Annotated in this window: 11 protein-coding genes; 10 read left to right on the top strand and 1 reads right to left on the bottom strand. The window is 37.8% G+C overall.

The features are described from left to right. Positions 1 to 11: 11 nt before the first annotated feature. Positions 12 to 1,130: a SusE domain-containing protein gene (locus tag DBR39_RS20515; RefSeq protein WP_124536218.1), complete on the top strand. Its 1,119-nt coding sequence runs from the start codon at positions 12 to 14 to the stop codon at positions 1,128 to 1,130. 75 nt (positions 1,131 to 1,205) lie between these two features. Next, positions 1,206 to 3,362: a glycoside hydrolase family 97 protein gene (locus tag DBR39_RS20510; RefSeq protein WP_124536216.1), complete on the top strand. Its 2,157-nt coding sequence runs from the start codon at positions 1,206 to 1,208 to the stop codon at positions 3,360 to 3,362. A 71-nt stretch (positions 3,363 to 3,433) separates the two neighbouring features. On the opposite strand, the gene DBR39_RS20505 is transcribed toward DBR39_RS20510, so the two are convergent. Then, on the bottom strand, positions 3,434 to 4,426 hold the full coding sequence (locus DBR39_RS20505) for a sterol desaturase family protein (RefSeq protein ID WP_124536214.1): 993 nt from the start codon (positions 4,424 to 4,426) through the stop codon (positions 3,434 to 3,436). A 206-nt stretch (positions 4,427 to 4,632) separates the two neighbouring features. On the opposite strand from DBR39_RS20505, the gene DBR39_RS20500 reads away from it, so the two are divergent. The 8 genes from DBR39_RS20500 (at position 4,633) to purH (ending at position 13,861) form a co-directional block, all read left to right on the top strand. Then, positions 4,633 to 6,492 (top strand): glycoside hydrolase family 13 protein, encoded by a 1,860-nt coding sequence (locus DBR39_RS20500; protein ID WP_124536212.1) that lies wholly within the window; start codon positions 4,633 to 4,635, stop codon positions 6,490 to 6,492. A gap of 9 nt (positions 6,493 to 6,501) precedes the next feature. Next, positions 6,502 to 7,020, top strand: a complete 519-nt coding sequence (locus DBR39_RS20495) for a nuclear transport factor 2 family protein (RefSeq protein WP_124536210.1) — start codon at positions 6,502 to 6,504, stop codon at positions 7,018 to 7,020. Continuing rightward, on the top strand, positions 7,020 to 8,438 hold the full coding sequence (locus DBR39_RS20490; RefSeq protein ID WP_124536208.1) for an MFS transporter: 1,419 nt from the start codon (positions 7,020 to 7,022) through the stop codon (positions 8,436 to 8,438). Before DBR39_RS20495 ends, DBR39_RS20490 begins: the two co-directional genes overlap by 1 nt. A gap of 464 nt (positions 8,439 to 8,902) precedes the next feature. Further along, positions 8,903 to 9,631 carry a pirin family protein gene (locus tag DBR39_RS20485; RefSeq protein WP_124536206.1) on the top strand — a complete coding sequence of 243 codons (729 nt, stop codon included), beginning with the start codon at positions 8,903 to 8,905 and terminating at the stop codon, positions 9,629 to 9,631. Positions 9,632 to 9,668: 37 nt separating this feature from the next. Continuing rightward, a complete protein-coding gene (locus DBR39_RS20480; RefSeq protein ID WP_124536204.1) occupies positions 9,669 to 10,220 on the top strand; it encodes an NADPH-dependent FMN reductase in 552 nt (183 codons plus the stop codon). 283 nt (positions 10,221 to 10,503) lie between these two features. After that, positions 10,504 to 11,496, top strand: a complete 993-nt coding sequence (gene purM / locus DBR39_RS20475; RefSeq protein ID WP_124536202.1) for a phosphoribosylformylglycinamidine cyclo-ligase — start codon at positions 10,504 to 10,506, stop codon at positions 11,494 to 11,496. A gap of 142 nt (positions 11,497 to 11,638) precedes the next feature. Beyond that, positions 11,639 to 12,202: a phosphoribosylglycinamide formyltransferase gene (gene purN, locus DBR39_RS20470; protein ID WP_124536200.1), complete on the top strand. Its 564-nt coding sequence runs from the start codon at positions 11,639 to 11,641 to the stop codon at positions 12,200 to 12,202. 141 nt (positions 12,203 to 12,343) lie between these two features. Continuing rightward, a complete protein-coding gene (purH, locus tag DBR39_RS20465; RefSeq protein WP_103231786.1) occupies positions 12,344 to 13,861 on the top strand; it encodes a bifunctional phosphoribosylaminoimidazolecarboxamide formyltransferase/IMP cyclohydrolase in 1,518 nt (505 codons plus the stop codon). The last annotated feature ends 7 nt before the right edge of the window (positions 13,862 to 13,868 follow it).

Genomic DNA, 13,868 nt, shown 5'->3' with positions numbered 1-13,868 from the left:
TTCTGTTGAAAATGAAAAATTTATTCAAAATATTAGCCTTGGTTTTTACAGGACTTTTAGTTATTTCCTGTGAAAAAGACGAGGATCAGGCTGTTATAAACGAAACATCCGCAGGTAAAGTTTCTGCTGATAAAAGTGCAATTGTTCTTAATGAGCTCAATGCCAATGATGCTGTCATCAGTTTTACATGGACAAAACCAACATTTAATATTGCAGTAGTTCCCAATCAGAAAATAGAATTTGGAATTAAGGGTGATGGTTTCAAAAAAAGTGCTGCCATTGACTTCTCTAATGATATGACTTCAGGTGCTGCTACCCATGCAGCAATGAATGCAGCCATGTTTTCTATTGGAGCTGTACCGGATGTAGTAAATGATATCGAGGTAAGATTGAAAACTTCCGTAGGGTCAGCAGCTTTTTACTCCAATGTAATTGCACTCAAAGTAACTCCTTATACACCAAACCCGGATCTGGTATATCCTAAGATCAATGTGCCGGGAGCATATGCGGGAGCAGCAGGGTATGCAAACTGGACTCCGGCTAATTCTCCAAATTTGTTTTCTCCGGGAAAAAATGATGAATACAGAGGATTTATCTGGATCAATACTGTTGCTGGTGATGATGATGGAAAATATAAATTTTCTATCAATCAGGACTGGCCGGGAAATAAAGGAGACGATGGAACCAATACCGGAAAATTAAAACTAGACGGGCCAAACATAAAAGCCCCTGCAATAGGAACCTATTATATTAAGGTAAATTGGGCAGCGAATACTTACTCTTCTGTGCTGGCAAACTTTGGAGTTATTGGTGATGCAACACCTACAGGATGGAATTCAGATACTGATTTTGTATACAATCCTACAACAAAGACTTTTGTGATTAATTCTATCGCATTGAGTAATACAGGTGTATTTAAATTTAGAGCCAATGATGATTGGGTTCTGAAATTCCAGCCTAAAAAAGATGATGAGACCTTGACCTCCGGAAAAGGGGTGCAAACTTATTTTAATACCGAAGGAACTGTTACGGGAGATTCCGGATATAAAGTTTCACAGGCAGGTAGCTATAAAATTGAGCTGGATTTACACAATTCAGCATATTATAAGTTAACCGTTACAAAATTGTAAATCAAATTAAAATAAAGCAAAGTGCTGCTTTACCGCGGCACTTTATCTATTTTTTAAGTTAATTAAATAGTCATTATGAAGAAAATTACAGTTGGAGCGCTTTTGCTCTCAATGATGTTCGCAGGTGTGAAAGCACAATCTTTAAAATCTCCGGACGGGAAGTTTGAAATGAACTTTCAGCTGAAAGAAGGAGTACCTTACTATAACCTGAAATATAACGGAGCGGTAGTAGTTGAAGATTCTAAATTGGGATTGAGATTATTTAAAGACACAGCCATAAAATTCGCTTCTGAAATAGCCAAACCAGAAGATGCAAAATACGACCTGAATAACGGTTTTGTAAAGGCAGATGAAAAAAGAGACTCCAAAAATGAAACCTGGCAGCCGGTTTTAGGAGAAAAGAAAAACTATATCAATCATTACAACGAACTGGCAGTTACACTGAATCAGGCTTCTACAGACAGAAGTATTGTCGTGAAATTCAGATTGTTTAACGATGGTCTTGGATTCCGATATGAATTTCCTCAGCAAAAGAACCTGAACTATTTCGTTATTAGAGAAGAAGACTCTGAAATCGATTTCCCTACCGACATGAAAGCATGGTGGATGGTAGCGGATTACGATTCTCAGGAATATCAGTATCAGGAAACAAAAGTTTCTGAAATCCCTTCAAAATGGGATAAAGCTTACGATGCGAACGCTTCCCAGTCATTGGTGAAAAATGCAGTTCAGTCTCCGTTAATGCTTAAAAAAGAAGGAAAAGAGCCATTGTATATCAACGTTGCCGAGGCAGCAGTATTAGATTATCCGGCTTCCCATCTGGAAGTAGATGCACAGAACTATAAGTTCAAAACGCATTTGACAGCCGACAGACAGGGGGCGAAAGGATACATTCAGACGCCTTCGGTAACCCCTTGGAGAACTATTATTGTAGCTCCGAAAGCAGAGCAGGTAATGGATTCTAAAATGATCTTTAACCTTAATGAGCCTACAAAATATACCGATACATCTTACATTCACCCTACAAAATACATGGGAGTTTGGTGGGAAATGATCATCGGAAAATCACAGTGGGCTTATTCTACCGCTGAAAATGTTCATTTAGGAAAAACCGATTTTGCTAAACTGACTCCGAATGGAAAACACGCTGCTAACAATACAAAAGTTAAAGAATATATTGACTTTGCTGCAGAAAACGGATTCCAGGGATTATTGATCGAAGGTTGGAACATCGGTTGGGAAGATTGGTTCGGACACTCCAAAGAATTCGTTTTTGATTTCATTACCCCTTACCCGGATTTTGACATCAAAATGTTGAATGAATATGCACATTCAAAAGGAATAAAGCTGATTATGCACCATGAAACCTCAGGTTCTGCTACGAACTATGAAAGATGGGCAGACAAAGCGTTCCAAACCATGAATAAATATGGCTATGACGCTGTGAAAACAGGATATGTAGGAGATATCATTCCTAGAGGAGAACATCATTATTCTCAATGGACAATTAATCACTATTATAGAATTGCTGAAAAAGCAAACGACTATAAAATCATGGTCAATTCTCACGAATCTGTACGTCCTACAGGAGAAAGCCGTACCTATCCGAACTATATTTCTGCTGAAGCAGCCCGTGGAACAGAATATGAAGCATTCGGAGGAAATAAGCCTGATCACCAGACCGTTCTTCCGTTCACAAGATGGATGGGTGGTTCTATGGATTACACACCGGGAATTTTCCAGACGAAGCTGGACTATTATTTCCCTGGAGATAAGCGTTTTGTAAAAACTACGCTTGCAAAACAGCTGGCACTTTATGTAACGATGTATATGCCGCTTCAGATGGCTGCAGATCTTCCTGAGAACTACAAAAAACATATGGATGCGTTTCAGTTTATTAAAGATGTAGCGGCAGATTGGGATGATACGAAAATCTTATCTGCAGAACCAGGAGATTATGTGATCACGGCAAGAAAAGCAAAAGGTACTGAAAACTGGTTTGTAGGAGGTATTACCGATGAAAACAAACGCGAATACACAGTAGACTTCTCATTCTTGGACAAAGGGGTAAAATATGAGGCAATGATCTATGAAGATGGAAAAGATGCTGATTATATTGATAATCCTCAAAGCTATAATATCTATAAGAAAGAGATTACAAGTAAGTCAAAAATTAATTTTAAAATGGTAAGAAGCGGTGGTTTCGCAGTTTCTATCAAGCCAGTGAAATAATTTTAACGATACACTAAGGTGCCCCGGTTCATTGAATTTTCGATGTTCCGGGGTATTTTTTTGCAGAAAGATTATTGATCTCCCGCTTGCTTCTCCAATTGTGAATATTGATATTCCGTACTTGGTTCTTGTTTCTTCAAGGAAGGAGTTTTATTTTTTTTCTTTTCCTTATATTCCTTTTGAAACTGTTTTACCGTTTTTCCGGTACCATCATGTCTCCATCCCGGAGAGTAGAAAAGGTATTTCAATCGGGTTTTAAAAGAAATTCCGGGCTGTCTGATATCTTTGCCTATTCTTCGCCATTCATAGAATAGAGTAGTTGCCGGATCTTTAGACTCCATCTTAGGATAGATGCCATATTTCACAGGAACCTCAGGATCCTCCTTTTCGAATGTTCCAAAAATTTTATCCCAGATGATCAGTCCCATTCCCATATTACGGTCAAGATATTTGATATTACAGGCATGGTGTACCCTGTGATGGGAAGGAGTTACAAGGATATATTCTAAGAAGCCCATACTTTTGATCGATTGGGTGTGTACAAAAGTACCATAGATCTGTATTGCAGAATAAGCTACCAGAATATGCCATGGATGGAAGCCCATGAATGCTAGTGGGGAGAAAAATAAATATCTGTACAACGGTTGAAATACAGGGCTTCTAAATCCTGTACTAATATTGAAATAATCAGAATTGTGATGGGTAATATGTACCGCCCAAAAAACACGCGAGTGGTGATCTACATAATGATGAACATAATAGGCAAAATCCTGGGCAAGGAATACCGCAATCCAATACCATATCCCTTCTTGCCAGTCGAAGATACGGTGCTGATAAAAAAACATCATCACAAACAAAGAAAAACCTTTCATGATGATATCCAGCCCGTAATTGAGCAAAGCAAAAAGAACATTGGTTGCTACATCTTTGGTTTCATAAATTTTTTCTTTATTGAAGTGGCTGTAGGCCATTTCTGCAAAAATAATTACAGCAAACACAGGAATAGTCCAGGTGTAAACAACATCCGGCCCCTCAGTTTTGAACATATTACTGAAATCCAACATCTTTTTTCTGTAAAACTAAAGATAAAAAGGATGAAAAGTCAAATTTTCAGGTGAATTTTTTATGAAAAATTTAACTATTTATGATAAGAATCAAAAAACAGGTGTGGTATCTTAAAGTTTTATATTTATAACGATAAAAAAGATGCATTCTAATTATGCATTAAACCTATAATATATGAAAATTTAATGCTAAATTGAACACTAATATGAAGACAATATATGCAGCATTTGCCCTTTCAATAGCTTCTGCCGCTTTTTCCCAAAAAACAGTGGAAAGAGTAGAGCCTGCTTTTTGGTGGAAAGGGATGAGAAATCCTGAACTTCAGATTCTTGTTTACGGAAAAGACATTGCCAATAATGAGATTACGCTTTCAGATGGAGTACAGATCAAAGAAATCCGGAAAGTGGAAAATCCGAATTATGCTTTTATTACCATCAATACCAACGAAATAAACGTTCCGAAGTTTACCATCAGTATTAGAAAAGGTAAAAAAAATGTAGGCTCATATACCTATGAACTGAAACAGAGAAATCAGGGATCTGCCAACCGGGAATCTTTTACCTCAAAAGATATGATGTACCTTATCATGCCGGACCGTTTTGCGAATGGTGATGAGAAAAATGATTCCAGACCGGAGCTTACAGAAAAAGCAGACCGAAGCCTTCCAAACGGAAGACATGGCGGAGATCTCCGGGGTGTTATCAACAATCTTGATTATATTCAGAACCTTGGAGCTACAGCCGTTTGGTTAACTCCGGTGAATGAGGATAACGAAAAAGTATACTCTTATCACGGCTATGCCCAGACCGATCTGTATAAAATTGATGCCCGCTACGGAACCAATGAAGACTATAAAACCTTATCTCAGGAGCTCAACAAAAGAAATATGAAGCTGGTGATGGATTATGTTACCAACCATTGGGGTGGCTCACACTGGATGATCAAAGACCTTCCTTCAAAAGATTGGATACACTGGTTTGATGAAGGGGAGAAAGGATTTAAGCGCTCCAATTATAAAACGACAACGCAATTTGACACCAACGCTTCTGATATTGATAAAAAATATGCGCTGGACGGATGGTTTGATACTACAATGCCTGATATCAACCAGAAAAATCCGCTGGTCCTGAAATATTTAACCCAAAATGCAATCTGGTGGATTGAATATGCGGAATTAGGCGGATTCCGCGTAGATACTTATCCTTACAATGATAAAGAAGCCATGGCAAAATGGGCTAAAGCCATTACAGATGAATATCCGCACTTCAATATTGTTGGAGAAACCTGGCTGTATACAGCAGCACAAATTGCAGCATGGCAGAAAAATTCGAAAATAGGAGAAATAGAAGGGTACAATTCAAATTTACCGTCGGTAATGGATTTTATGCTCTTTGAAAATATGCCTAAAGCTCTTAGTGAAAAAGAAGGCTGGGATAAAGGGATGATAAGAATGTATGACTCTTTTACCAGCGATTTCCTTTACCCGGATATCAATAACCTTCTGGTCTTCTTTGAAAACCATGATACCGAAAGATGGAATGAAATCTTTAATGCAAATCCTAATGCTTACAAAATAGGACTTACCCTGATCTCAACAGTACGGGGAATTCCACAGATCTATTACGGATCAGAAATAGGAATGAGAGGAGATAAAAAGACAGGAGGTGATGCAGATATCCGCAGGGATTTTCCTGGAGGCTGGAAGTCTGATCAACAAAATGCTTTTAACCCGTCCGCTCAGACTCCGGAGCAGAAAGAGTTTTTCCAGTTTACTCAGAAGCTGCTGAACTGGAGAAAAGGTAAAGAGGTGATTCATAATGGGAAAACTAAAAATTTCGTTCCTCAGGACGGTGTTTTTGTTTATTTCAGATATAATGCAAAAGAAAGTGTAATGGTGGTTGTCAACAATAATGAAAAAGATCACACGTTAGACTTGAAAAGATTTGCAGAATCACTTAATGGCTTTACAAAAGGAAAAGAGATAATGTCAGGAAAAGAAATTTCATTACAAAACAGTATGAATATTCCTGCAAAAACTCCACTAATCATTGAACTTGAAAAATAATTATTACCTATGAAAAAATTAACGACTGTTTATACATTAATCCTTTTTCTACTGGGATTTTCTTTACTGAGTGCACAGTCAAAGACCAGATTTGACAAAGAAAAAACAGAGATCAGTACTATGCTTGATGCATTCAATGTAGCTGCTGCAAAAGCAGATTACAGTGCTTATTTTAATTTCTTTGCCGATGAATCTACCTTTATTGGAACAGATGCTACTGAGATCTGGGACAAAAAAGAATTCATGATTTGGGCGAAACCTCATTTTGATAAAAAGAAAACCTGGAATTTTACTTCCCTTAAAAGAAATATTTACTTCAGCAAAGACGGAAAACTGGCTTGGTTTGATGAATTATTGGATACTCAAATGAAAATTTGCAGAGGTTCAGGGGTGGTAGAAAAAATCAACGGAAGCTGGAAGGTGAAGCAATATGTTCTTTCTGTGACAGTTCCTAATGAAGTGGTGGATAAAGTGGTTACTGAGAAAGCACCCATCGAAGATGCATTAATCCAAAAACTGAAGTTATAATGGCAGAGATGGTAGGGAAATATGATACGGGAGCATTGGGAAGAAGAAAAAAGCCCAATTTATCAATGCTTCAGATCATCAATATGAGTATGGGGTTTCTCGGAATTCAGATGGCATTTGGATTACAGAACGGGAATGCTAGCCGTATTCTGGGTAATTTAGGAGCAGATGTCCACGAATTATCGTGGTTCTGGCTTGTAGCACCCATTACAGGATTGATTGTTCAGCCTATTATCGGACATATGGGAGATAATACATGGAGTCCGTTAGGAAGAAGAAAACCTTACTTTTTAATTGGAGCCGTTTTATGTGCCGTTGGGCTGGTACTCCTTCCCAATGCCGCTTCTGTTACTCAGATGTTTGCTGCCAATGCTCTTTTATTAGCCGTAATATTCCTTGCCATGATGGATGCTTCGGTGAATATCGCAATGGAGCCTTTCAGAGCTTTGGTTGGAGATATGCTCCCGAAACATCAGGGAACGATAGGATTTTCAGTACAAACGATTCTGATCGGAATCGGAGCTGTATTAGGATCTTATCTGCCGGAGTGGCTGACAAAAATGGGGATTTCCAATGAAGCGCCTGCAGGATTTGTGGCTGATAATGTCATCTTCTCCTTTTATATAGGGGCCGGGCTGCTGATCATATCTATTCTGTACACTATCATAACAACCAGAGAATATTCTCCTCAGGAATTTGCTGAATTTGAGGACGAAAAAGAAGCAGAGAAACACGAATCTAAATTTTCGGATATTTTCAAAGACTTCGCTTCAATTCCTGTACAGATGAAAAAGCTGGGAATTGTTCAGTTCTTTTCATGGTTTGCATTATTTACGATGTGGGTATTTACAACCAGCGCATTAGCAACCCATCATTTAGGACTTTCTCCGGAAGATACCCACTCAAAAGCATTTAATGATGCTGGAGATTTAACGGGGAAACTCTTTGGAATGTATAATCTCTGGGCTATTCCATTTGCGTTTTTATTGACGCCAATAGCTAAGCTGATTGGAAAAAAACAAACCCATGCTTTAGCCTTATTATGTGGAGGATTAGGGCTTGTTTCAATGTATTTCATTAAAGAAGTTGATCATTTATGGATTTCAATGATTGGATTAGGTTTTGCCTGGGCCAGTATTCTGGCAATGCCTTATGCGATGCTTATTGATGTTATTCCCCAAAGGAAAATGGGAGTTTATATGGGAATATTCAATTTCTTTATTGTCATTCCGCAGATTATCAATGGTTTGTTCGGAGGACCTATTGTAAGTGGCATCTTTGGAAAACAAGCGATGGATTATGTCGTGGTAGGCGGAGTTTGCATGCTGATAGGAGCTGTAGTGACCATGATTTTTGTTAAATCTGAAGATGAAACTCCTAAGGAAATTGAAGAAGAGATCAAGCAGGTGCATTTTTAAGTAGAAACTAGAAGTTAGAAATTAGAAAAGTGATGTGTTTTGAAATGTAATTTGAAATAACATCATAAAACTCAATAGGGACGGGCTTTAGCCCGTCTTCTCTTTATCTATTCATTAATTGGCTTTAGCCAAAACTTAAAGTCTACTTAATATATAGGTTTTTCTTAATGATTAAAATATAATAATCTTCCGCAGATCTCACAGATAACACAGATGTTTGCGTTTTCTTTCATAATCTGCCTAATCCGCTCAATCTGCGGGGAAAAATAATAATCAGTATAAAATTTTATCGCAGATAAAATCCTTGCGCCTTAAAAACACAATGAAGAAAAATACCTTGCGTCTTTGCGCTCTCCAACTTGCCGGATATTTTACCCTTTTATCTCCCCAGTTTCCTTTCTTACCCTACATCAACTTTTAAAGTATCCACATACCGTACATTTGTACCATAAATAATCACAGAAATGAAAACAGTATATCATAAAGGAGATTCAAGAGGACATGCCAACCACGGATGGCTAAATTCTTACCATACATTCAGTTTTGCCAACTATCAAAACAGAGACAGAACAAACTTTGGTGTTTTAAGAGTATTGAATGATGATACCGTTTCTCAGGGAATGGGCTTCGGAACACACCCGCACAGGGATATGGAAATTATATCCATTCCTTTGGAAGGAGATTTGGAACATAAAGATTCGATGGGAACTACAGCGGTAATCAAAAAAGGAGAAATCCAGGTGATGAGTGCCGGAACCGGTGTAATGCACAGCGAATACAATAAAAATAAAGATGAAGAGGTGAAATTCCTGCAGATCTGGGTTTTCCCGAAAGAGCAGAATGTTGAACCCCGATATGACCAGAAAAGCATTAAAGAAGGTGAAAAGATCAACGGATTCCAACAGATTTTATCCCCAGATAAAAATGATGATGGAGTTTGGATTCATCAGGATGCATGGTTCAATCTGGCCAACTTTAAAAAAGGAAATGGCAAAAATTATATGCTCAACAAAAAAGGAAACGGAGTCTATGCATTTGTTTTAAAAGGAAGTGCAAAAATCGGAGACCGTATTCTGAATGAAAGAGACGGATTGGGTATCTGGGATACACAGAGCTTTAATATTGAAGCAGTGGAAGACACTGAAGTATTATTAATGGAAGTCCCAATGGACCTGCCATCTTATCTTAAATAAAAAACTAAATTTGTAATCTTAAAAATAAACTTCATATATGAAAATTTTAGCAATAGCAGGAAGTAACTCAGAAGCTTCAATGAACAAACAGCTGGTAGCCTATGCATCAACATTATTTGAAAATGCAGAAGTAGAAGTGATTGATTTAAATCCTTTCGAAATGCCAATCTATAAGCATGAAAGAGAAGTAGCGGGAGGTGTTCCTCAGGAAGCTCATGATTTTGCAGCAAAAATAGATGGTGCCAATGTATTATTGGTTTCTTTAGGAGAGCACAACGGAACCTATTCTACAGCATTCAAAAATGTGTTCGACTGGGTATCGAGAATCAAAAACAGAACAGTTTGGAATGAAGTACCAATGCTATTGATGTCTACATCTCCTGGAGGCAGAGGTGGAGCGGGAGTTTTGGAAGCTGCATCAAAGCGTTTCCCTTCTCATGGAGGAAATGTGGTAGAAACTTTTTCACTACCTTTCTTTAATGACAACTTTGACAAAGCAGCTCAGGAAATTTCTAATGAAGAGAAAAACAATGAGTTAAAAGAAAAAATCAAGAAGATTGCAGCCATTGAAACGATCCTTGAAAAATAGAATTTGAATATTCATTTAAAATTACTATTTTTGCAAAAAGAAAAGAGATGAAAATTCAGACCTCCTATAAACAATGTTTTTCTCATAAAGGGAAAGTTATGGGCTCTGAAATTCTGAGATAAAATAACGGCCGATAATCTGAAAAGATTGTCGGCTTTTTTGTTTTCTAAAATCGAATATAAAAGTAATTGAAATATTAAAAGATAATAAAACTTCAGAAGCCAGATACGAGATCATCAATACTCTGAAATCTGAAATTTAGGATCTAAAAATCTAAGCAGACATGAGCAACACTTACAAATCAGCAGGAGTAGACAAAGAAGAAGGATACAAAACGGTTGACAAGATCAAAAAAGCGGTCGGTGAAACCCACAATTCCAATGTTCTTAATCATTTGGGAAGTTTTGGAGCTTTCTATGAGATCGGTGGATACAAAAATCCGGTTCTTGTATCAGGAACAGATGGAGTAGGAACAAAGCTTAAGGTAGCTTTAGATACCAAAAAATATGATTCTATTGGTGTTGATTGTTTCGCAATGTGTGCCAATGATATTCTTTGTCACGGAGCAAAACCTTTATTCTTCCTGGATTATCTGGCTTGTGGAAAGCTTGATTCAGAAATTGCTGCTGAGATCGTTCTGGGAATGGTAGCAGCTTGTAAGGACAACAACTGTGCATTGATCGGTGGAGAAACTGCTGAAATGCCAGGAATGTACCAGCCTGGAGATTATGATGTTGCAGGATTCTGTGTAGGAATCGTAGAAAAAGATCAGATCATTGATGGTTCAAAGATTCAGGTAGGTAACAAAATCATTGCATTGCCAAGCTCAGGATTCCATTCAAATGGATTCTCTTTAGTAAGAAAAGTATTCCCGAACTTCGAAGAAGAATTTGAAGGAAAACCTTTATATGAAACCCTTTTAGTTCCTACAAGACTATACTATAAAGATATTCATAAAGTATTGGAAGAAGTGAAAGTAGAAGGAATTGCTCACATCACTGGAGGTGGTCTTTACGAAAACGTTCCAAGAATTATTCCTGAAGGACTTTGTGCTTCTATCGACGAGTCAAAAATCAGAATTCCTAGCGTTATGCTTGAGCTTGAAAAGAGAGGTGAAGTAGCCCGTGAGGAAATGTATGGAACATTCAATATGGGGGTAGGTATGGTAATCGTTGTAGATGCTGAACATGCTGAAAAAATATTACACCTTTTAGATGATGCTTACGAAATCGGAGAAATCACTGAAGGAGCAGAAAAAATCAATTTAAAATTTTAGAAGCTTAATCCCGCTTTCCGCTATATCTTTTTCGCCAATGCTTTTTTACAAAGCCATTTCAAAAAAGGATGCCGCTGCAATCGGGGCTAATTAAAGAAAGCCTTGTCAAGGTTCTAAACCTTGACAAGGCTGCCAAAAAAATATGAAGAACATCGTTGTACTTGTATCCGGTTCAGGAACCAATCTGCAGAGAATTATCGATACGATTGAAGCTGGAGAAATCCAGAATGCAAAAGTAACTTTAGTTGTGGCTGACAGAGAATGTTTCGGATTGGAAAGAGCAAAGAATCACAATATAGAAAGCATACTCATTCCAAGAGGAAAGAATTTCAGCAGTGAGTTGGCTAAAGTAATCCCTGAAAATACAGATCTTATTGTATTGGCAGGATTTTTATCCATCTTAAAATCTGAATTCTGTGAAAACTGGAATCGTAAAATAATCAATATTCATCCAGCTTTGCTTCCGAAATTCGGAGGAAAAGGAATGTGGGGAATGAACGTTCACAATGCCGTTATTGAAGCCAAAGAAGTAGAGAGTGGGGCAACGGTACATTTTGTGACACCGGGTATTGATGAAGGAGAAGCTATTCTTCAGAAATCTTTTGAAGTAACTGCTGACGATACTCCTGAAACATTGGCCCAGAAAGTTCACCAGATTGAATATGAAATATTTCCAATAGCGATCAATAAGGTCCTGGGAAATTAAAAATATAACAATGTATCAACGCAGAAGTTGATCATTGTTACATTAATACAAAGAAATCTAAGTAAAATAAAAGTAAGTTCGGAGGTGAAAGACCCGGACACAGTTTGAAATAGCTGTAAAAAGTAAAAAATTGAAAGTAAAATGAGTAAAAAGAGAGTTTTAATCAGTGTTTCTGACAAAGGTGGATTAATAGAATTCGCGCAGTTTTTGGAAGCTCAGAACTATGAGTTGATCTCTACAGGAGGAACGTTCAAACATTTGAAAGACGCTGGTTTAAATCCAATTCAGATTGATGAGGTTACCAATTTTCCTGAAATGCTGGATGGTAGAGTGAAAACTTTACACCCTAAAGTTCACGGTGGATTATTAGCTGTTCGTAACAACGAAGAGCACATGAAAACAGTTCAGGAACATGGAATTGGTCTGATTGACATGGTGATCGTAAACCTTTACCCTTTCTTTGAAAACGTGAACAAAGACATTTCTTTACACGAGAAAGTAGAGTTTATTGACATCGGTGGTCCGTCAATGCTTCGTTCTGCAGCCAAAAACTTCGACTCTGTTACCGTAATCACTGATGTAGAAGATTATGCCGCTGTAAAAATAGAAATGGAGCAAAACGGTGATACATACATCGAAACACGTAAAAAGCTTGCAGGGAAAGTATTCAACCTTACTTCTGCTTATGACGCTGCGATCTCCAGAATGCTTTTAGATGAAGAATATCCTACCTATCTGAATGCTTCTTACAAAAAAGTAGCTGATTTAAGATACGGAGAAAACCCTCATCAGACAGCAGCTTACTACGTTTCTACTTTCGAGAATGGAGCAATGAAAGATTTCGAACAGCTTGGAGGTAAAGAACTTTCTTTCAACAACCTTCGTGATATGGACCTTTGCTGGAAAGTGGTAACGGAATTTAAGGAAGAAATGGCTTGTTGTGCGGTAAAACACTCTACCCCTTGTGGAGTTGCTATTGGTACTTCAGCGCTGGAAACCTATCAAAAAACATTTGAATGTGATCCTGTTTCTATCTTTGGCGGAATTGTTGCAATGAACTATAAAATTGATGCTGCAACAGCTGAGGAATTAAACAAAACATTCCTTGAGATTGTAATGGCTCCTGAGTTCGATGAAGAAGCTCTTGAAGTTTTAAGAAAAAAGAAAAACCTGAGAATCATCAAAATTGTAAACCCTGTTTCTGACAAACAGACCTGGGTGAAAGTAGATGGTGGTATCTTGGTTCAGGATAACGATCTTCACTTCTCTGATGATATCAAAGTAGTGACAGAAGTACAGCCTACAGAAGAGCAGAAGAAAGCATTACTTTTCTCTCAGAGAGTGGTAAAATATGTAAAGTCAAACGCTATTGTAGTTTCCAACGGAATTCAGGCATTTGGTATCGGTGGCGGACAGGTAAACAGAATCTGGGCGACTCAGCAGGCTATCGAAAGAGCAAAAGAAAAATTCTCCGGAGATTTGGTACTGGCTTCAGATGCATTTTTCCCTTTCCGTGATGTGGTAGATTTCTGCGCTCAGGAGGGCATCAAGGCTATTATTCAGCCAGGTGGAAGTGTAAAAGATCAGGATAGTGTAGAAGCTGCAAATGAGCACGGTATTCCAATGATGTTTACAGGTGTTAGACACTTTTTCCACTAATTAAAAT

The organism is Chryseobacterium sp. KBW03 (assembly GCF_003852415.1).
Taxonomy (GTDB): Bacteria; Bacteroidota; Bacteroidia; order Flavobacteriales; family Weeksellaceae; genus Chryseobacterium; species Chryseobacterium viscerum.
The sequence above is the reverse complement of the archived record's forward strand: the minus strand, read 5'-3'. Positions and strand labels throughout refer to the sequence as shown.